The 19840-nt window shown below is 75.2% G+C and carries 17 protein-coding genes and 1 pseudogene; 9 read left to right on the forward strand and 9 right to left on the reverse strand.

Features of this window, described 5'->3' with window-relative positions; translation table 11 throughout:
- Positions 1-2861, forward strand: a pseudogene (locus tag ACFW1A_RS15805) (hypothetical protein); the annotation flags it as partial.
- A gap of 57 nt (positions 2862-2918) precedes the next feature.
- Here the strand turns inward: ACFW1A_RS15805 and ACFW1A_RS15810 are convergent.
- On the reverse strand, positions 2919-3266 hold the full coding sequence (locus ACFW1A_RS15810) for a hypothetical protein (RefSeq protein WP_380409297.1): 348 nt from the start codon (positions 3264-3266) through the stop codon (positions 2919-2921).
- A 179-nt stretch (positions 3267-3445) separates the two neighbouring features.
- On the opposite strand from ACFW1A_RS15810, the gene ACFW1A_RS15815 reads away from it, so the two are divergent.
- Positions 3446-4219, forward strand: coding sequence for a group II truncated hemoglobin (locus ACFW1A_RS15815; protein WP_380409299.1), 774 nt, complete (start codon positions 3446-3448; stop codon positions 4217-4219).
- A gap of 30 nt (positions 4220-4249) precedes the next feature.
- Here the strand turns inward: ACFW1A_RS15815 and ACFW1A_RS15820 are convergent, their stop codons facing one another.
- Together ACFW1A_RS15820 and ACFW1A_RS15825 are read right to left on the reverse strand one after the other, a co-directional pair.
- Entirely contained in the window at positions 4250-5446 is a 1197-nt protein-coding gene (locus ACFW1A_RS15820) for an FAD-dependent oxidoreductase (protein ID WP_380409301.1), read from the reverse strand.
- 37 nt (positions 5447-5483) lie between these two features.
- Entirely contained in the window at positions 5484-5942 is a 459-nt protein-coding gene (locus ACFW1A_RS15825) for a hypothetical protein (RefSeq protein WP_380409303.1), read from the reverse strand.
- Between the two features lie 107 nt (positions 5943-6049).
- Here ACFW1A_RS15825 and ACFW1A_RS15830 point away from each other — a divergent pair, with 107 nt between their 5' ends.
- The gene (locus ACFW1A_RS15830) at positions 6050-6673 is read left to right on the forward strand and encodes a PadR family transcriptional regulator (protein WP_380409305.1); all 624 of its coding nucleotides are present in this window, start codon (positions 6050-6052) and stop codon (positions 6671-6673) included.
- Between the two features lie 60 nt (positions 6674-6733).
- Here the strand turns inward: ACFW1A_RS15830 and ACFW1A_RS15835 are convergent, their stop codons facing one another.
- A complete protein-coding gene (locus ACFW1A_RS15835; protein ID WP_380409307.1) occupies positions 6734-8047 on the reverse strand; it encodes a M1 family metallopeptidase in 1314 nt (437 codons plus the stop codon).
- Between the two features lie 20 nt (positions 8048-8067).
- Entirely contained in the window at positions 8068-11934 is a 3867-nt protein-coding gene (locus tag ACFW1A_RS15840) for a Pls/PosA family non-ribosomal peptide synthetase (protein ID WP_380409309.1), read from the reverse strand.
- A 398-nt stretch (positions 11935-12332) separates the two neighbouring features.
- Here ACFW1A_RS15840 and ACFW1A_RS15845 point away from each other — a divergent pair, with 398 nt between their 5' ends.
- Positions 12333-12734, forward strand: a complete 402-nt coding sequence (locus tag ACFW1A_RS15845) for an SRPBCC domain-containing protein (RefSeq protein ID WP_380409311.1) — start codon at positions 12333-12335, stop codon at positions 12732-12734.
- A gap of 9 nt (positions 12735-12743) precedes the next feature.
- On the opposite strand, the gene ACFW1A_RS15850 is transcribed toward ACFW1A_RS15845, so the two are convergent.
- Together ACFW1A_RS15850 and ACFW1A_RS15855 are read right to left on the reverse strand one after the other, a co-directional pair.
- On the reverse strand, positions 12744-13142 hold the full coding sequence (locus tag ACFW1A_RS15850; protein WP_380409313.1) for an SSI family serine proteinase inhibitor: 399 nt from the start codon (positions 13140-13142) through the stop codon (positions 12744-12746).
- Between the two features lie 99 nt (positions 13143-13241).
- The gene (locus ACFW1A_RS15855; protein ID WP_380409315.1) at positions 13242-13592 is read right to left on the reverse strand and encodes an ArsR/SmtB family transcription factor; all 351 of its coding nucleotides are present in this window, start codon (positions 13590-13592) and stop codon (positions 13242-13244) included.
- Positions 13593-13673: 81 nt separating this feature from the next.
- Between ACFW1A_RS15855 and ACFW1A_RS15860 the strand changes: the two genes are divergently transcribed.
- Positions 13674-14774 (forward strand): NADH:flavin oxidoreductase/NADH oxidase, encoded by a 1101-nt coding sequence (locus tag ACFW1A_RS15860; RefSeq protein WP_380409317.1) that lies wholly within the window; start codon positions 13674-13676, stop codon positions 14772-14774.
- 42 nt (positions 14775-14816) lie between these two features.
- Here the strand turns inward: ACFW1A_RS15860 and ACFW1A_RS15865 are convergent, their stop codons facing one another.
- Together ACFW1A_RS15865 and ACFW1A_RS15870 are read right to left on the reverse strand one after the other, a co-directional pair.
- Positions 14817-15119: a hypothetical protein gene (locus tag ACFW1A_RS15865; RefSeq protein WP_380409319.1), complete on the reverse strand. Its 303-nt coding sequence runs from the start codon at positions 15117-15119 to the stop codon at positions 14817-14819.
- 51 nt (positions 15120-15170) lie between these two features.
- Positions 15171-15866 carry a FadR/GntR family transcriptional regulator gene (locus tag ACFW1A_RS15870; RefSeq protein ID WP_380409321.1) on the reverse strand — a complete coding sequence of 232 codons (696 nt, stop codon included), beginning with the start codon at positions 15864-15866 and terminating at the stop codon, positions 15171-15173.
- Between the two features lie 126 nt (positions 15867-15992).
- Between ACFW1A_RS15870 and ACFW1A_RS15875 the strand changes: the two genes are divergently transcribed.
- The 4 genes from ACFW1A_RS15875 to ACFW1A_RS15890 all read left to right on the forward strand — a co-directional run bounded on the left by ACFW1A_RS15875 (position 15993) and on the right by ACFW1A_RS15890 (position 19836).
- The gene (locus ACFW1A_RS15875) at positions 15993-16547 is read left to right on the forward strand and encodes a gluconokinase (protein ID WP_380409323.1); all 555 of its coding nucleotides are present in this window, start codon (positions 15993-15995) and stop codon (positions 16545-16547) included.
- Positions 16544-17950, forward strand: a complete 1407-nt coding sequence (locus tag ACFW1A_RS15880) for a GntP family permease (protein WP_380409325.1) — start codon at positions 16544-16546, stop codon at positions 17948-17950. The genes ACFW1A_RS15875 and ACFW1A_RS15880 overlap by 4 nt, the downstream gene beginning before the upstream one ends.
- 70 nt (positions 17951-18020) lie before the next feature.
- Complete coding sequence (locus ACFW1A_RS15885; RefSeq protein WP_380409327.1) at positions 18021-18470, forward strand: nitroreductase family deazaflavin-dependent oxidoreductase; 450 nt, start codon at positions 18021-18023, stop codon at positions 18468-18470.
- A 76-nt stretch (positions 18471-18546) separates the two neighbouring features.
- Positions 18547-19836 carry an acyltransferase gene (locus tag ACFW1A_RS15890; RefSeq protein WP_380409329.1) on the forward strand — a complete coding sequence of 430 codons (1290 nt, stop codon included), beginning with the start codon at positions 18547-18549 and terminating at the stop codon, positions 19834-19836.
- Positions 19837-19840 lie beyond the last annotated feature (4 nt).

Genomic DNA, 19840 nt, shown 5'->3' on the forward strand with positions numbered 1-19840 from the left:
AGCTGGCCGCGGCCCGCGCCGCCGACGCCCGCGGCGCCGCGCAGCGCGCGCTGGCCGCCGAGCAGCGCACCGCCGTTCAGCTCGCCGGCGAGCCGCGGCCGGCCGAGCTGCTGGGCCTGGTCCCGTACCACGAGGAGGGCGGCGACCGGCTCACCCCCGAGGTGCTCGACCGGGCCGCCGAGGACCTGGCCGAGCTGCTCGACACCGCGGTCGCCACCGCCGAGCGCACCCTGTTCGACCTGCGCACCGCCGCCGCCGACGACTCCCGGATCCTGGCCGCGCTCGGCGACGGCGGCCTGCTGCCGCCGGGGCCCGACGTGCTGGCCACCGTGGAGTTCCTCGGCGAGCACGGCGTCCCCGCGCTGCCCGGCTGGCGCTACCTGGCCCAGTCGGTGGACCCGGTGGACCACGAGCGGATCCTGGCCGCCCGCCCGGAGCTGGTGGACGGCGTGGTGGTCACCGACCCGTCCTCGCTGGACCGGGCCCGGGAGGCGCTGCAGAGCGCCGCACTGCTGCCGCGCTCCACCGTGGCGGTCGGCACGGCCGCCGCGCTGATCGCCCCGATCACCGAGGAGCCGGCCTTCTTCCTGGTGCCGCCGAACCCGGCGATGCACGACGAGAGCGCCGCCGACACCGAGCGCCGCGAGCTGCGCGCCCGGGCGGGCGCCCGCGAGGAGCACATCCGCGAGCTGGCCGCCCGGCTCGGCGGCGACCGGGCGCTGGCCGCCCGGCTCGCCTCCTGGCAGGCGAGCTGCCCGCCCGGCACGCTGGCCGAGCTGGCCGACGCGGCGTCCGCGGCCGCCGAGCAGGCCGAGCTGGCCACCGCCCGGCTGGCGAGCGCCCGGTCCGAGCACGCCGAGGCCGAGGCCGACCGGGCGGCGGCCGTCGCGGTGCACGAGGAGCGGCGCGAGGCCGCCCAGCAGACCCGCCGGCGCGCCGACGCGCTGGCCGGCCTGGCCTTCCGGCTGCGCGAGCGGACCGGTTGGCACCGCTCGGTGCGCGAGCTGACCGAGGACGCGGCCGAGTGCGAGCGCCGCCAGGCGGCCTGCGCCGAGCGGGCCCGGGCCTGCGACGAGGACCGCCGGGCCGCCCAGCGCGCCGCCGACGACGCCCGCCGCACCGCGCGCACGCTGCGGGCCGAGCGGGCCGAGCTGTCCGGCACCGTGACGCCCGCCGAGGAGCTGCCCACCGCCTCGCTGCCCGCGCTGCGCGAGGCCTACCGGGCGGCCGCCCAGCTGTACGAGAAGGTCGGGGTCGGCGCCGACCTGCGCGCCGAGCAGGCCCGCGCCGAGAGCGACGAGACGGCCGCCCGGGCCGAGCTGGACCGCCTCACCAACAAGGTGCGCACCCGCGCCGAGGAACTGCTGAACAGCCCCGACGGCGCCGACGGGCCGGCCCGGCAGGCCGCAGCCGCCCGGGCCGAGGAGCTGGTGGCCACCATCGAGGCCCGCTCGGCGGCGGCCAGCGAGCAGCTGGGCCGGCTGCGCGCCGAGGTGGAGCGCTCGGCGCCGGTCTCCGGCGAGGCGCACACCGAGCTGCCGGACGAGCTGGTGCCCGCCGACCCCGAGCACGCCCAGCAGCTGCTGCGGGTGGCCACCGCGGCCCTGGCCGAGCGGCGCGACCTGCTGGAGGGGGCCCGGACCGAGCACACCGAGCTGCTGCGCACCCTGCAGGCGGCCCAGTCGGCCGCCGCCGACTTCGACGAGGCCGCGGCCGGACTGCGCGACGGGCTGCGCGACCAGGGCGCGGACGAGGGCGAGGGCGCGGTCGAGGCGTACCTGGAGGCCCTGGTGGAGGCGCGCACCGCCGCCACCGAGAGCCGCCGGGCGCTGCGGGCGGCCTCGGCCGAGCTGACCGCCGCCGACCTGGCCGTGCGCGACGCGGCCGACGCGCTGGTCCGGCACGCGAACGCGGCCCGCTACGAGGTGGTGCGCACGCCCGCCCGCCAGCAGATCCGCGAGCTGCCGGCCGCCGCGCTGCCCGAGCACGCGGCCGCCTGGGCCGAGGCCTTCGCGCCCCGGCTGCGGGTGCTCACCGACGAGCTCGGCCAGCTGGAGCGCAACCGCGGCTCGATCGTGGACCGGCTGCGCGGGCTGGTGGAGTCCTCGCTGGCCACGCTGCGCGCGGCGCAGCGGCTCTCCCGGCTGCCGGAGGGGCTGGGCGAGTGGTCGGGCCAGGAGTTCCTGCGGATCCGGTTCGAGGACCCGGACCAGGCGGTGCTCGCCGAGCGGCTGGGCGAGGTGATCGACGAGGCCACCCGGGCGGCGGTGAAGAAGAACTCCGCCGCGTCCAACGAGTTCGGCCGCCGGGACGGCATGTCGCTGCTGCTGCGCGCGGTGGCCGCCGCGATCGGGCCGAAGGGCGTCTCGGTGGAGATCCTCAAGCCGGACGCGGTGCTGCGGGCCGAGCGGGTGAGCGTGGGTCAGATGTCGGACGTGTTCTCCGGCGGGCAGCTGCTGACCGCCGCCATCGCGCTCTACTGCACGATGGCCGCGCTGCGGGCCAACGACCGCGGCCAGGCCCAGCTGCGGCACGCGGGCACGCTCTTCCTGGACAACCCGATCGGCCGGGCCAACGCCACCTACCTGCTGGAGCTGCAGCGTGCGGTGGCGGACGCCCTGGGCGTGCAGCTGATCTACACCACGGGCCTGTTCGACACCACCGCGCTGGCCGAGTTCCCGCTGGTCATCCGGCTGCGCAACGACGCCGACCTGCGGGCGGGGCTGAAGTACATCTCGGTCGAGGAGCACCTGCGCCCCGGCCTGCCGGCCGCTCCCGACCCCGAGGGCCCGGCCATCCACGGCGAGATCACCGCGACCCGGATGTTCAAGCGCCCGGCCGAGGTGCCGGCGGCGGATTGACGTGGAGGTGGCCCCTTCCCCTCCCCGGGAAGGGGCCACCGGTACGGGGGGCGTGCGTCAGAGGGTGCACTCCAGGGTGACGTCGGCCAGCCAGCCGTCGTCGCGATTGCCGGTGACGCCCGAGGCGTACGTGGTGCACCGGGCGTTGCCGTAGCCGGCCGCGGAGGCGTTGCCCTGGGCCACGCCGTAGGCGCGCTGCATCGCCAGGCCCGAGTTGAACTGGTCCCAGAACTCGCCGTAGAAGTACGCGGTCTGGGTGGCGACCGTGGCGACCGTGGCGGGTGCGGCGGGTGCGGCGGGTGCGGCGGGTGCGGCGGGTGCGGCCGAGGCGGGTGCGGCGCCCACGGCCAGGAGGGTCGCGGCGGCCACGGCGGTGGCGGCCAGCAGGGGGCGGATCGACTTCACTGGCGGTCTCCCTTGCGCTGGTGTGTCGGTGCCCCTCATTTAGGCATAGAACTGATGCGGTGTCACTAGCTGAGATGAAGAGCGATCGGTGCGGGGCCCGCGTTCTCCTACAGCTCAATTCCGTGATCGACCCCAGGATCCTTCGTGGCAACCGGTCCTGACGACGCATCATGGGCCGCATGACGACAGTCGAGTACATCAGGTACCAGATCCCCGAGGCCGATCGGGAGGACTTCCTCGCCGCCTACCGGCAGGCCGCCGTGCCGCTGGCCGCCTCGCCCTTCTGCGTGGACTACGAGCTCACCGAGAGCGTCGACGAGCCGGGCGCCTACGTCCTGCGGATCCGCTGGACCTCGGTCCGCGACCACCTGGAGGGCTTCCGCGGCTCCGCGCAGTTCGCCGAGTTCTTCGCCTCGATCAAGCCCTACGTCGGCGCGATCCAGGAGATGCGCCACTACGCCGACACCGGCGTGCGCGGCACCGGGCCGAGCCCGGACGGGCCGCCCACCCTCTACGAGTACCTCGGCGGGGCCCCGGCGCTGGAGCGGCTGACCAGCGCGTTCTACGGGCACGTGGCCAAGGACGACGTGCTGGCCCCGGTCTTCGCCGGGATGGACGCCGAGCACCCCCGGCACGTGGCGCTGTTCCTGGGCGAGGTCTTCGGCGGCCCGCCGGCCTACTCGGCGGAGCGCGGCGGCCACCCGCACATGGTCTCCCGGCACCTGGGCCGCCACCTGACCGAGCAGCAGCGCCGGCGCTGGGTCGCGCTGCTCCAGGACACCGCCGACGAGGTGGGCCTGCCCGACGACCCGGAGTTCCGGGCGGCCTTCACCGGCTACCTGGAGTGGGGCACCCGGATGGCCAAGATGTTCTCGGCCCCCGGTGCCGACCGGGTGGTGCAGACCCCGATGCCCAGGTGGGGCTGGGGGCTCACGCCGCCGTACCAGGGGTGAGCGCGGCGCCGTGGTGGCGGGCGCCGGGCGTCAGCCCGTCACCACGGCGTCGAAGTCGATCCGGTGGTCGAACTGCCAGGCGAACTTCTCCGGCTTGGCCAGCTTCATCAGCACCGGGAACATCAGGTCCCGCAGCACCCGGCCGACCGGACCGGCGGCCTTGTTGCTGTTGGTCCGCTCGGCGTTCCTGATGATCCGCTCGACCCGGGGCCGGCGCAGCCCCTCGTAGGCGGTCAGCGCCTGCGGCAGCGGCAGGTCGCGCAGGCAGCGGGCCAGTTGGACCGAGCTCTCCAGGGCCAGCGAGGCGCCCTGGCCCGAGCTGGAGGAGGGCGCGTGCGCCGCGTCCCCGACCAGCACCAGCCGGTCGCGGTGCCAGTGCGGCACCCGGGGCATGGCCTCCATCGCCCCGGTGGTCAGGAACCGCTCGGGGGTGGTGGCCTCCAGCAGCCGCAGCGCGGGGGTGCGGTCCCCGGCCACCGCCCGCCGCAGCACCGGCAGCCAGTGCTCCGGGCCGCGCTCCAGGCACTGGGCGGTGGTCAGCGGCTCCGGGTGCGGCAGGTTGACGAACCAGACCGCGCTGGAGTCCTCGAAGACCTGCAGGCCGAAGAAGCAGCGCTTGCCGAAGGTCATCCGCATCGTGCCGCCGGTGGACGGCAGTCCGGTGTCCGGCAGCAGCGCGCCGAATCCGAGCAGGCCGGCGTACCGGGGCTCGGGCGCGGCCGGGTCGATCAGCCGGCGCACGGTGGAGCGCAGCCCGTCCGCCCCGACCAGCAGGTCGGCGGTGGCGGTGGAGCCGTCGGCGAACCGGGCGGTGACGCCGTCGGCGGTCTCGTCCGCCCCGACCAGCCGCTTGCCGTGCACGATCTCCACGCCGCGCCGCTCGGCCTCGGCGTAGAGGCCGCGGTAGAGGTCGGCGCGGTGCACGAAGTGCATCGGCGGCAGCCCGGCCGGGGTGCCGAACTCGGCCAGTTCCTTGCCGGTCCAGCTCTGCAGCACGATCGACTCCATCGGGACGCCGACCGCGCGGACCACCTCGCCGGCCCCGATCGCGTCCAGTGCGGCCAGGCCGTTCGGGGCGATGCTCAGGGCGTTGCCCCGGTCGTCGGCGCGGGTGTCGTAGGCCTCGAAGACGGTGGCCGCGATCCCGGCCCGGCGCAGCGCCATCGCGGTCGCCGGGCCGGCGATGCCGCCGCCGATCACCAGGGCGGTGCGGACTCGCTGGTTCATCTGCTGACTCCTGTGCGGTCTCGGTGGTGACGGGGGATCAGGCGGTCCGGGTCGGGTCGTCGACGGTCGGCAGGGTGCCCTCGCGGTGCGCCCGGCGCAGGTCGTCCAGGTAGGCCCGCGAGCACATGGCGGAGAGCTGGGCCACGCCGCCGCGGTGCACCCGCAGCTCGCTGTCGGCGGCGGTGCCGAGCAGGCGGACCAGCGGGCCGTCGGCGCCGTCGGCCGGCGCCTGGCCGTCCTTGAGCCGGCCCTTGGCGGGCCAGGCCAGGTCCCACTGGTCGATCCGGGCGTTCTCGGGGAGCAGCAGCTTCACCAGGGACCGGTGCAGGTCCAGGTGGAGCTCCAGCTCGGCGGGCAGCTGCGGCGAGCGCAGGTCGAGCACCACGGCGGCGCTGCGGGCCCGGACCTCGAAGCGGCCGGCCGAGGTCCAGTGACCCAGGTGCTTGACGGTGCGGTGGTCGGCGTGGATGCGCTCGGTGCTGAGGACGGTGGTCATGGTCGTGCTCGCTTTCCGTGTCGGTGGGGCGCCGCTGTCGGCTCCTCCATAGTTGCACTGCAACTAGTGTCAGGTCAACTAGTTCGGATGGCAGTAGCATGAGGGCCATGAGTCCAGCGCCCCGCAGCTCCCCGCTCGCCCTGACCGTCCTGTCGTTGCTGCACTTCAAGCCGCTGCACCCGTACGGGGTGCAGCGGCTGATCAAGCAGTGGGGGAAGGACCAGGTGGTCAACGTCGGTCAGCGGACCGGCCTCTACCGGACCATCGACCGGCTGCTGGCGGCCGGCCTGATCGCCGTCCGGGAGACCGAACGGGACCAGCAGTACCCGGAGCGGACCGTCTACGAGATCACCGAGGCAGGCCGGCAGACCGCCCGCAGCTGGATGCTGGAGGCGCTGCGCGAGCCCAAGCAGGAGTTCCCGGAGTTCCCGGCGACGCTGTCCAACCTGCTGCTGCTGGAGCGCGAGGAGATCATCGGCGCGCTGACCACCCGGCTCACCGCGGTCGAGGGCACGCTGGCCGCCCTGGACGCCGCGCTGGCCGCCTCACGCCAGTACGGCCTGCCGAGGATCGCTGGCCTGGAGGACGAGTACCTGCGCGCCGTCACGGCGGCGGAGGTCGGCTGGCTCACCGGGGTGCTCGACGAGCTCCGCTCCGGGGCCCTCGCCTGGGACGCCGAGCAGCTGTGCGCGTTCGCGCTGGCGGCCGAGCAGCAGGGCGGCGGCAGTTGAGGTGAACCGACGGCCGCTCCTGGGAGACCGAGGAGCTGAACGGCGTCTGCGGCCCGGCCGTCACGGCAGCGGCGGCAGCGCCCCCTGGAACAGCCAGGCGTCGAACAGCTCGACCAGCGACTGCCCCGGCGCGGCGTAGCGCTGGGCGTGGGTCATGAAGTCGGCGGTGGTCACCACGCCGTGCCGGCGGCCGGTGGTCCAGTCGCGCAGCATGCGCAGGAACATCGGCTCGGTCAGCGCGCGCTGCAGCGCGTACACGGCCAGGCCGCCCCGGTCGTAGAGGCGGTCGTCGAACATCTGCTTGCGGCCCGGGTCGGCGAGCTTGAGGTCCTGGGGGAGCAGGGCCAGCTTGCGGTGGGCGTCGGCGGCGTGGGCGGCGATCGAGCGGCCGCCGGAGCGCTCGGACCAGAGCCACTCGGCGAACTTGGCGAAGCCCTCGTTCAGCCAGATGTGGCGCCAGTCGGCGATCGTGACGCTGTTGCCGAACCACTGGTGGGCCAGCTCGTGCGCGACCAGCCGCTCGGAGCCGCGCACCCCGTCCACGTGGTTGCTGCCGAAGACCGCCATGCCCTGGGCCTCCACCGGCACGTCCAGCTCCTCGTCGGCCACCACGACCGCGTACTCGCCGAACGGGTAGGCGCCGAAGAGCTCCTCGAAGAGCCGCATCATCTGCGGCTGGCGGCCGAAGTCGCCGGCGAAGCGGGGCACCAGCTCGGCCGGCACGTAGCCGGTCTGCGGCACCCCGCCCGGCTCGGCGTCCACCAGCAGCACCCGCTCCAGCGGCGCGATGGCCACCCCGACCAGGTAGCTGGGGGTGGGCGCGGCCTGCTCGTAGACCCAGGTGGTGCTGGAGGCCCGGGTGGTCCGGGTGAGCAGCCGGCCGCCCGTCACCACCTGGTAGGGCGAGGCGGTGGTCAGCGAGACCAGGTAGGACGCCTTGTCGGCGGGCCGGTCGTTGCACGGGAACCAGGACGGGGCGCCGACCGGCTGACTGGCCACCAGGGCACCGTCCGTCAGCTCCTCCCAGCCCAGGCCGCCCCACTGGCTGCGCACCGGGCGCGGGTTGCCGCTGTAGTGCACCTCCACGGTGAACGCGGCACCGGCCGTCAGCGGCTTGGCCGGCTTGACCCGCAGCTTGCCGCCGCGGTGGGTGTAGTGCGCCGCCTTGCCTTGCACCAGGACCCGGCCGATCCGGAACTCGACCAGGTCGAGCGCGAACTCGCGCAGCGGCTCGGGGCCGGCCAGCGCGCTCAGCCGGGCGGTGCCGGCGAGCCGGTTGGGGCCGGGACGGTAGTCCAGGGTGAGCTCGTAGCGGTGGACCCGGTAGCGCGGATCGCCGTGGTCGGGAAAGTACGGGTCGACCTGCTTGCTCACCGGTTGGTCCACTCCTTGGATCACGCCTGCCACGCCTCGATGGGGTTGCCCAGCCACCGGGTGTCGGAGGGGACCGACTCCGCGCGCATCACCAGCGAGGCCGGCCCCAGCGTGCTGCGCGCCCCCACGGTGCTGCCCGGCAGCACGATCCCGCCCGGGCCCAGAGTGGCCCCCTCACGGAGGTCCACAGTATCCATGCGCATGATCCGGTCGTGGAAGAGGTGGGTCTGCAGCACGCAGCCGCGGTTGATGGTGACCCCGTCGCCCAGCGTGACCAGGTCGGCCTCGGGCAGCCAGTAGCTCTCGCACCAGACCCCGCGCCCGATCCGGGCCCCCAGCGCGCGCAGCCAGAGCACCAGCAGCGCGGTGCCCGGCACCCGGCCGACCAGCCACGGCACCGCCAGCACCTCGGTGAAGGTGTCGGCCAGCTCGTTGCGCCAGACGAACGAGGACCAGAGCGGGTGCTCCACCGCCCGGAACCGGCCGACCAGCAGCCACTTGGCCGCCGCGGAGACCGCGCAGCCCAGCAGTCCGGCCGCCAGCAGCACCACGCCGGACAGCAGCGCCATGGTCAGCGGCGAGCCGAGCGCGGCGAGCGCGGCCACGGTCAGCACGGTCAGCGCCACCGAGCAGAGCACCGGCACCAGCCGGGCCAGCTCCACCAGCCCGCGGGCCCAGAGCAGCCGGGTCGGCGGCTCGTAGGTCAGGCTCAGGTCGGCGGCCTCGGCCGCGCGGGGCAGCTTCACCGGCGGCAGGCCCAGGTAGGAGCTGCCCTTCTTGGCCTTCTTCGGCGTGGCCGAGAGCACCCCGACCAGGCCGCGGTCCGGCACCGCGCGCCCGGGCGCGGTCATCCCGGAGTTGCCCAGGAAGGCCCGGCGCCCGATCTCCGCCCGCCCGATCCGCAGCCAGCCGCCGCCCAGCTCGTAGGGGGCGATCAGGGTGTCGTCGGCGAGGAACGCGCCGTCGCCCACCGTGGTCAGACTGGGCAGGGCCAGCACCGTGGAGACCTCGGCGCGCCGGCCCACCTTCATGCCCAGCAGCCGCAGCCAGAACGGCGTGACCAGGCCCGCGTAGAGCGGGAAGAGCCGCTCCCGGGCCAGGTCCATCAGCTGGCTGACCGTCCAGGCCTGCCAGCCGACCCGGCCGTGCAGCGGGTGGTAGCCGGTGCGCAGGCCGGTGCTCAGCAGCCGCACCGCGGCCACCAGCAGGCCGGCGTAGGTCAGCCCGAAGGCGAGCGCGCCGGGCACCACCGCGAGCAGCGCGCCGCGCAGCGCCGCGCCCAGCCCGTCGCCCGGGTGCACGAAGAGCGCGGCCACGCCGAGGGCCGGCAGCAGGGCCAGCACCGGCAGCAGTTCGAGCGCCACCCCGGTCAGGCCGTACACGGCCGCCCAGCCGGCCCGGCGCGGCGGGCGCTGCTTGGGCCAGCCGCGCTCGGCCCGGCCCAGCTTGGCGGCGGGCGCGCCGCCCCAGCGCTGGCCGGTCGGCACCTGCCCGGCGACCGAGGAGCCCGGCGCGATCTCGGCCCGCTTGCCCACCCGGGCGCCGGGCAGCAGGGTGCTGCGGGTGCCGACCACGGCGCCGGAGCCGACCCGCACGGTGCCGACCTCCAGCCGGTCGCCGTCCAGCCAGTAACCGGACAGGTCCACCTCGGCCTCGATCGCGCAGCCGCGGCCCAGCCGGAGCAGGCCGGTGACCGGCGGCAGCGCGTGCAGGTCCACCTCCTCGCCGATCCGGCAGCCCAGCGCCCGCCCGTAGCGGATCAGCCAGTTGCCGGAGAGCTCGGTCGCCCCGCTGGCCTCGGCCAGCCGCTCGGCCGCCCAGAGCCGCAGGTGCACCGAGCCGCCGCGCGGGTGGCTGCCGGGCGTGAGCCCGCGCAGCAGCAGCCGGGCGCCGCCGGCCGCGATCGCCACCTGGCCGGGCGGACTGAAGAGCAGCAGCGCGGCCGGCACCAGCAGCCACCAGGAGGCGGTCGGCGCCCAGGGGTAGGCCCCGAGGTGGTGCAGCAGGTTGCCGAGGGCCAGCAGCGGCACGCACCAGCGCAGGCCGGTCAGGGTGAACAGCGGCAGCAGCGCGAGCAGCTGGACCAGCTGGGCGCGCCGCGGGGTGGGGGCGACGGTCCGCCGGTCGCCCCGGGCCTGGGCGGAGCGCTCCAGGTGCCGGGCGAGCTTGCGCAGCACCGGCTGCTGGTAGATGTCCACCACCGCGACCGAGGGGTAGCGGGTGCGCAGCAGCGTGGTCAGCCGGGCGGCCGCCAGGCTGGAGCCGCCGATCGCGAAGAAGTCGTCCCGGGCGCCGGTCACCGGCACGCCGAGGATCTCGTGCCACTGCTCGGCCAGCCAGGCCTCGGTGCCGTACAGCTGCTCGGCGGCACCGGAGCCGGCGGTCTCCGGCAGCTCCAGCGGCCAGGGCAGTGCGTTGCGGTCCACCTTGCCGGAGGTGCGGGTGGGCAGGTCGGGCACCGGCGCCAGCAGCGGCACCAGCGCGGCGGGCAGCTCGGCGCGGAGCCGGGCCACCGCGGCGTCGCGGTCGAAGTCGTCCTGGACCACCAGGTACCCGACCAGCAGCTGGTTGCCGCCGCGCGCGGTCCGCACGGCCGCGGCCGCGCCCTGCACGCCGGGCAGCGCCTGCAGCGCCGCGTCCACCTCGCCGAGCTCGATCCGGCGCCCGCCGAGCTTGATCTGCTCGTCGGCCCGGCCCAGGAAGAGCAGGCCCTCGGGCTCGGCCTTCACCAGGTCGCCGCTGCGGTAGGCGCGGTCCCAGCCGAGCGAGGGGAGCGGGGCGTACTTCTCGGCGTCCTTCTCGGGGTCCAGGTAGCGGGCCAGGCCCGCGCCGCCGATCACCAGCTGGCCGCTGCCGCCCATCGGCACCGGCCGGCCCTCCTCGTCGACCACGGCGAGCTCCCAGCCGGTCAGCGGCAGGCCGATCCGCACCGGGCCGGTGCCGTCCAGCAGCGCGGCGCAGGCGACCACGGTGGCCTCGGTCGGCCCGTAGGTGTTCCACACCTCGCGGCCCTCGGTGACCAGGCGCTCCACCAGCTCGGGCGGACAGGCCTCGCCGCCGAAGATCAGCAGCCGCACGTCGCCCAGCGACTCGGCGGGCCACAGGGCGGCCAGCGTGGGCACGGTGGAGACCACGGTGATCTCCTGCTCGGCCAGCCACGGGCCCAGGTCCGCGCCGCCGCGGACCTGCGAGCGGGGGACCGGGACCAGGCAGGCGCCGTGCCGCCAGGCCAGCCACATCTCCTCGCAGGAGGCGTCGAAGGCGACCGAGAGCCCGGCCATCACCCGGTCGCCCGGGCCGATCGGCTCCTCCTGCAGGAAGAGCTGCGCCTCGGCGTCGACGAAGGCCGCGGCGTTGCGGTGGGTGACGGCCACGCCCTTGGGCCTGCCGGTGGAGCCGGAGGTGAAGATGATCCAGGCGTCGTCCTCCGGGGTGGGGCCGCCGGCCCGGCCGCTCCCGGCGCGGTGCACGGTCAGCTCGCGCCCGGCGCCGAGCACGGCGGTCACCGCGGCCTCGCCGAAGACCAGGTCGGCCCGCTCCTGCGGGTCCTCGAAGTCGACCGGGACGTAGGCGGCGCCCACCGCGAGCACGGCCAGGATCGCCACGTACAGGTCGTTGCTGCCGGACGGGACCCGGATGCCCACCCGGTCGCCGCGGCCCACCCCGGCGGCGGCCAGGCGGTGGCGCAGCGCGGTCACCTCGGTGGTCAGCGCACGGTAGCTGAGCCGCTGCGCACCGTCGTCCAGGGCCGGCTCGTGCGGGTGCGCGGCAGCGGTGGCGGCCAGCACGTCCACCAGGGTGCGCGGCTCGGGTGCGGCCTGCCCGCCGAACAGCGCGAGCCCGACGGCCGGCTCCTGCCGGTCGTCGCCAGTGCTGATCTGCGTCATGACAGCCATGCGGTCCTCGTCCCCTAGGCCCTTGCCCGGGCCGCACCAGGACCCCGCTGACCTGCGGAAACCGCCTAGCCGGGTGCCCTGCTCCGACCCGGAGCACAACAACCCGATCGATGATAGTCCGATCGCCGCGCCGACCACGAGGGCCAGTGGAGGGCCAACTTGGCTTCAAAAAGCCAGAACTGACGATCCATCAGCTAGCAACTCGGCTGCACCGGACGAGCCGTGACGAACCGTCAGTCGAATTGACGGTCCGTCAGATCGGATTTTCGGATGTGATCCAGACCACACCCTACGGGCGTGTCGGTGGGGGCGCCGCCGGGGCTGCGCCGTCCGGGGCTGTCGGTGGCCCGTGGTACGCCTGGGGGAGCGAACCGTCGAAGGGGGATCCGATGACTCGGCCGGCCACTGTTTCGATCGACCTGCCCGGGGCGCCGGGCGCCGTCTGGGCGGCGATCACCGATCCGGACCGGCTGGCCGGCTGGTTCTGGCCGCCCCGGCTGGCACCCGTGGTGCGGCTGGCCGGCCCTGCCTTCGAGATCGCGGGGGAGGGGATCGCCGTCGGCGGCCGGGTGCTCGCGGTCGACCCGGGGCGGCGGCTGGAGCTCGACTGGCGCTGGGCGGGGGAGGCGGCCGGGTCCACCGTCGCGGTGGAGCTGGAGCCGCGCGGCGCCGGGACCAGGGTGACCGTGCGCCACGCGGGGCTGGCCGACGAGGCGGCCGTCGCGGACCACGAGCGGGGTTGGCGGGACTGCCTGACCCGGCTCGCGGCCGCGCTGTCGGTGGCCGGCTGAGCGGCCCGATCAGCTCCGGAACACCGGGTCGGTCCTGGTGTGCAGCCCGCACAGGTTGCTGAAGGTGCGCTGCCAGTGCAGCCGGGTGCCCTGCCACAGGCCCTCCGCACCGGCGGTCACCGGCTGGAAGAGCTGGTTGCACATGACCCCGGTGCGCCCGGTCAGGTGGTCGAGGTCGCCACCGGCCGGATCGAGGGCGGCGCAGGCGGCCGCCGCCTGCGGGTGGCTGCCGCCGGCGGGATGGCAGAGCAGGTCGGTGCTGCTCAGGACGGTGCCGCTGCCGTCGTCCGTCACGGTCAGCGTGAGGGCGGAGTCGGAGACGGCCGGGGCGGCCTGGGCGGGCGTGGGGACGGTCAGCAGAGCGAGGGCGACGGCGTAGAGCGCCGCGCGGATGCGCAGGGAGATCACGCGCACTTGGGTACCACCGGTTGGGCCACCACGCCCAAGTTCCTCACTCCATCGTGGGCGAGTCGACCGGGCGGGCCTACGGGCCCGGGTGACGGTGCGTCAGCCTGACGCACCGTCGGCAGCGGCGGACAGCACGCTCGCCAGCAGTCCGGGGAACCGCTCGCCCAACTCGGCGGTGCGCAGCGAACTCATCCGCGCGGTCCCGACCCGCTGCTGGCGGATCACTCCCGACTCGCGCAGCACCCGGAAGTGGTGGGTGCAGGTGGACTTGCTGACCGGCAGCTCCAGGGCGGTGCAGGAGAGCGGCCCCGCGGCGTCCGCCAGCTCCCGCACGATGCGCAGCCGGATCGGATCGGCCAGCGCGCTGAGCACCGCCACCAGCTGGATCTCGCCCGGTGCCGGCTCCGGCAGCAGGGCCCCCTCGGTCTCGGTATCGGTCACGCGAGCCATGGTACGACGCCCTTCGTAGTTCGTCACTTCTCGTACTACGATGCTTCTCGTACCAGTCCGTCCCGGCCTGAGGGAGTACCCGTGTCCGTCCTGTTCGAGCCGATCACCCTGCGCGGCCTCACCGTCCCCAACCGGATCTGGATGGCCCCGATGTGCATGTACTCGGCCGCCACCGAAGGTCCCGGGACCGGGGTGGCGACCGACTTCCACCTCACCCACCTGGCCGCCCGGGCGGCCGGCGGCACCGGTCTGGTGATCACCGAGGCCACCGCCGTGTCGCCGGAGGGCCGGATCAGCCCGGCCGACCTGGGCCTGTGGAACGAGGAGCAGCAGCACGCGCTGGCCCGGGTGGTGCGCGCGATCCGCGACCACGGCGCGGTGGCCGCGATCCAGTTGGCGCACGCCGGCCGCAAGGCCTCCACCCGCACGCCGCTGCAGGGCGGCGCCGCGCTGCCGGCACCCGAGGGCGGCTGGCGCACCGTCGGCCCCACCACCCAGGCCTTCGGCGACCACCCCGAGCCGGACGCGCTGAGCACCGCGCAGATCCGCGCCGTCGTCGCCGACTTCCGCGCGGCGGCCGGGCGGGCGCTGGCGGCCGGCTTCCAGGCGGTGGAGGTGCACGGAGCGCACGGCTACCTGATCCACTCCTTCCTCTCCCCGGCCTCCAACCACCGCACCGACGAGTACGGCGGCTCCTTCGAGAACCGGATCCGGTTCGCGCTGGAGGTCGTGGCCGCGGTGCGCGAGGTGTGGCCGGCCGAGCTGCCGGTCTTCTTCCGGACCTCGGCCACCGACTGGCTGTCCGAGGACGCCGACGACCGGCGCGACGGCTGGACCGGCGAGGACACCGTGCGGCTGGCCAAGGAGCTGCGCGCGGCCGGTGTGGACCTGCTGGACGTCTCCACCGGCGGCCTGGTCGCCGACGCGCGGATCCCGGTGGCGCCGGGCTTCCAGGTGCCGTTCGCCGCCGCCGTGCGCGAGGCCACCGACCTGCCGGTCGGCGCGGTCGGCCTGATCACCGAGGCCCGGCAGGCGGAGCAGATCCTCACCGAGGGGCGCGCGGACGTGGTCCTGCTCGGGCGCGAGCTGCTCCGCACCCCGTACTGGGCGCACTACGCGGCGCGCGAGCTGGGGGTCGAGTCCCGCTGGCCGGGCCAGTACCTGCGGGCCGTGCAGCACTGACCGGGCCGCCGCGGCCGTCCGCGCCCCGGTGCTGACCGCGGGTCAGTACCGGGGCGGTCGGCTGCCCGCGAGCGGCGAGTCGCTGCCCGGTCCGCGTCGGCGCTGGGCCGCGATCTGACGCGAGATCACGATCTCCAGCAGCCCCCAGACCACCGCGAACACCCCGATGCCGGTGATCATCAGCCCACTGGTCATCGCCTTGCGCGCGTGCGCGAGCGAGGCCAGCGAGGAGAAGATCAGGGCGACCAGGGTGACGGCCAGGAATATCACCGTGCGCACCGCCGCCGCGCGCACCTCGTCCGGCATCCGCCGCCGCCCGGCCGCCGCCATCGCCCGCCCCCTCACCCGCCGCACTCCGGTGGAGCACCTGCCCGCGGGCGCCGGGCGCAAACGGGGTCAGCCGAGTTCGGCCGCGAGCTCCTCCAGCGCGCCGGTGACGATCGTGCGCATCGCCCGCTCGGCCTGCTCGGCGTGGCCGGCGCAGATCGCGTCGGCCACCTCGCGGTGCAGCCGGACGGCGTACTCGCGCGGGCGGTGCGGCATCAGGTCGTGCTCGGTGCGCCCGGTGAGCACCGCGCCGACGGTGTCGCCCAGGTGGGCGAACATCTCGTTGCCCGAGGCGCGCAGCACCGTGGCGTGGAAGTCGATGTCGTGCTGCAGGAAGGCGGTCAGGTCGCCGGCCCGCCCGGTCACCGTGAGGTCCGCGGCCAGTCGGCTCAGCTCGCGGCACTGCTCCGGGTCGGCGTGGAGCGCGGCCAGCGCCGCGGCGGCCGGCTCCACCGCGACCCGCAGCGAGCCGAGCGAGCGCAGCTGGGCGGCCCGGTCGGCGCCGGCCAGCCGCCAGCGGATCACCAGCGGATCGAAGACGTCCCAGTCCCGCTTGGGCTGCACGGTGATCCCGACCCGGCGCCGGGAGGCCACCAGGCGCATCGACTCCAGCACCCGCACCGCCTCGCGCACCACCGTGCGGGAGACCCCGAAGCGCGCCTCCAGCTCCTCGATCCGCAGCACCGCCCCCTCGGCGAGCTCGCCGCCGGCGATGGCCGGCCCCAACTCGGCGAGCAGTTTCCCCGGCAGCCCCTGGATCTCCATCCCGCCAGCTTAGGTCGCGGCCACCTGCCGGAGTGATAAGTATGACGATTCGATGTCGCCCCCTTGAATAAGTCATACCTTTGGCGCGATAGTGACGTCACCGCAGCCAGGGCAAGGAGCAGAGCAATGGGTCTCAACGCCGAGAACCAGCTGATCGTGGTGATGGGAGTCGCGGGGGTCGGCAAGACCACCGTCGCGCAGCAACTCGCCGAGCGCCTCGGCCTCCCCTGTGCCGAGGCGGACGACTTCCACCCCGCGGCCAACATCGCCAAGATGGCGGCCGGCATCCCGCTGGACGACGCCGACCGCGAGCCCTGGCTGCGCGCGCTGGCGGCCTGGCTGCACGAGCGCGGCGCGGCCGGCACCGGCGGAGTGGTCACCTGCTCCGCGCTCAAGCGGCGCTACCGCGACACCCTGCGCGCCGGCTGCCCCGACGCGTACTTCCTGCACCTGGACGGCGGCCGACGGCTGATCGCCCAGCGGCTGGCCGCGCGCACCGGCCACTTCATGCCGGCCTCGCTGCTCGACTCCCAGTACGCCGTGCTCGAACCGCTGCAGTCGGACGAGCGCGGCGCCGTGCTGGACGTCGGCCCGGAGCCGGACGGAGAGGTCCGCACCCCCCACGAACTCGTCGAGATGGCCGCGGCGCTGCTGCGGCCCGTCAATGGAGACCTCGCGTGAACCCCTCCCTGCTGCTGGCCGCCGCCCCACCGGCGCTGCCGCACACCCACAGCGACGGCCGCCTGCTGGTCGCGGTGCTGCTCGGCATCGGTGCCGTCGTGCTGCTGATCAGCAAGCTGAAGCTGCACCCGTTCCTGGCCCTGACCCTCGGCTCGGGCCTGCTCGCCGCGGTGGCCGGCGCCCCGTTCGACAAGCTCACCAGCAGCTTCGTCAGCGGCTTCGGGGCGACCGTGGCCAGTGTCGGACTGCTGATCGGGCTCGGCGCGATGCTCGGCAAGCTGCTGGCCGACTCCGGCGGGGCGAACACGATCGCCGACACCGTGCTCGCCCGGGCGACCCCGCGCTCGCTGCCCTGGGCGATGGCGCTGATCGCGGCGCTGCTCGGGCTGCCGCTCTTCTTCGAGGTCGGCGTGGTGCTGCTGATCCCGATCGTGCTGGTGGTCGCCCGGCGCGGCAACGTCCCGGTGCTGCGGGTGGGCATACCCGCGCTGGCCGGGCTGTCGGTGCTGCACGGCCTGGTACCCCCGCACCCGGGCCCGCTGGTCGCGGTGGACGCGCTCAAGGCGGACCTGGGCACCACGCTCGCGCTCGGCCTGCTGGTCGCGGTCCCCACCCTGGTGGTGGCCGGGCCGCTGTTCGCCCGCGTCGCCGAGCGCTGGGTCGGCCCGCTGCCGCTGCCCGGGCTCGCCGGTGACACCGGCACCGCCGGGGACGCCGGGGAGCGCCCCGGGCGGGCCCCCGCGTTCGGCGCGGTGCTGGCCACCATCCTGCTGCCGGTGGTGCTGATGCTCGGCAAGGCGCTGGCGGACGTGGTGGTCGACGACCCGGCCGACCCGGTCCAGCGGGTGCTCGACTTCATCGGCTCGCCGCTGGTCGCGCTGCTCGCCGCGGTGCTGCTGGGCATGGTCACACTGGGCCGCGCGGCCGGCTTCGACCGGGGCCGGATCTCCGACACGGTGGCCCGCTCGCTCGGCCCGGTCGCCGGCATCGTCTTCATCGTCGGCGCCGGCGGCGGCTTCAAGCAGACCCTGGTGGACGTGGGCGTCGGCGACGCGGTCAGCCACTGGGCCGGCGAACTGCACATCCCCGCCCTGCTGCTCGGCTGGCTGATCGCGGTGCTGATCCGGCTGGCCACCGGCTCGGCCACGGTCGCCACCATCACGGCCGCCGGCATCGTCGCCCCGCTGGCGGCCGGCATGTCCGGCACCCACGCGGCGCTGCTGGTGCTCGCGGTCGGGTCCGGCTCGCTCTTCTTCTCGCACGTCAACGACGCGGGCTTCTGGCTGGTGAAGGAGTACTTCGGGATGGACGTGGGGCAGACCGTCAAGTCCTGGTCGGTGATGGAGACCGTCATCTCGGTGGTCGCGATCGCCCTGATCCTGCCGCTCAGCCTGGTCCTGTGACGATTCGTCAGGTCGCCGGTGGATGATGGACGGGACGCACGTCACACCCCGAGCACCGAGGAGCGCCAGCATGCCCCTGACCGGCGAGTACCAGCCCAGCCCGACCAACTGGGTCCGCGAGCAGGTGGAGTTGTACGAGTCCTCCGGCGGCACGAAGGGGACCACCATCCGCGACACGCTGCCGGTGATCCTGCTGACCAGCGTGGGGGCCAGGTCCGGCAAGCTGCGCAAGACCCCGCTGATGCGGGTCGAGCACGCGGGCCGCTACCTCGCCGTGGCCTCGCAGGGCGGGGCGCCCAAGCACCCGGTCTGGTACCACAACCTGGTCGCCGATCCCCGGGTCGAGCTCCAGGACGGGCCGCACAAGCAGGACATGGTGGCCCGTGAGCTGTCCGGCGCCGAGCGCGAGGAGTGGTGGGCCCGGGCGGTCGAGACCTTCCCCGACTACGCCGCCTACCAGCAGAAGACCGAGCGGCTGATCCCGGTCCTGCTGCTGGAGCCCGCCCCGCACCCGCACTGACGGCCCGTCGGCTCCCGCAACTGGACCAGACCAATCCCTGGCCCAGGAGCCGCTCCACCCACTATCGTCCCGTCCCGTGGCCGACCTCACCCGCACCGTCAAGGCGGGCCGCGCGGACGGGACGATCGTGCGTCTGGCGCTGCCGGACCTGATGCTCGCCGACCTCGCGGTCTCCGTGGTCCTCTGCTTCCCCCGCGCGCTCGACCCCGAGCCGCTGGCCACCGCGCTGGCCCGGGCGCTGGAGCGGGTGCCGCTGTTCGGCGGCCGGCTGCGCACCGTGCCCGGCGGCCTGGAGCTGGTCTGCTCCGACGCCGGGGTGCCGTTCGGCACCGCCGAGTCGCCGGACACCCGGGCCGAGGTGCTGCCCCGGCTGCCGCGCGGGGGCGGCGGCTACACCGACCCGCTGCCGGCCGCCGCCGCGCGCACCGAGGACCTGCCGCTGCTCAGCGTCCGGCTGACCCGGCTGGCCGACGGCGGCAGCGTGCTCGGCTGCTCCTGGCACCACGCGGTCGGCGACATCGCCAGCTTCACCGTGCTGCTGCGCGCCTGGTCCGCCGAGCTGGAGGGCACCGGGGCCGCCGACCCGGAGCCGCTGGTGACGGACCGGACGGCGCTGCTGGAGTCGGTGCTGCCCGCCCGGGACAGCGGCCGCCCCGGCTTCCGGCTGCCCGGCCCGGCCGAGGCCGCGCTGCTGGCCCGCGAGGTGGCCCAGGCCCCGCTGGCCAACCGCACCGTGCAACTGCACTTCACCGAGGACGAGGTGGACCGGATGCGGGCCGCCTTCGGCCCCGGGATCTCGGCCAACGACGCGATCTGCGCACAGGTGCTCAGCACGGTCCGCGCGCTGGACGGGCACCAGGACGCGCAGCGGCTGGTGGTGCCGGTCAACCTGCGCCGGTTCCTCGGCCTGCCGCCGCTGCTGCTCGGCAACCTGCTCGGCGAGATCTGCCTGGACAGCCCCGCCGGCCAGTCGCCGGCCGAGCTGGCCGGCGAGCTGCGGGCGGCGGTGGCCGACTTCACCCGCAGCCAGCTGAGCCTGCGGTCCAGCCTCGACTTCCTGGCCGGGGCCGGGCCCGAGCGGCTGGCCGACTGCGTGCCGCTCGGCTTCGACCCGGCCCGGCGCACCTTCACGCTCTCCAGCTGGTGCCGCAGCGGGGTGCACGGGCTGACCTTCCAGGGGCAGCACCCGGAGTTCTTCGGCCCGGCCGGCAACCTGCCGCTGCCCTGGGTCTCCTGGCTGGTCGAGGGGGTCGGCGGCCACGGCTACCTGCTCACCGCGGTGCTGCCCGCCCGGCTGGCCGGGCGGCTCCGGTCGCCGGCCGGCCGGGCCGCGCTGCATCCGCACCGCGACCCGGCACCGGCCTGACGTA

The organism is Kitasatospora sp. NPDC058965 (assembly GCF_042741245.1).
Classification (GTDB): Bacteria; Actinomycetota; Actinomycetes; order Streptomycetales; family Streptomycetaceae; genus Kitasatospora.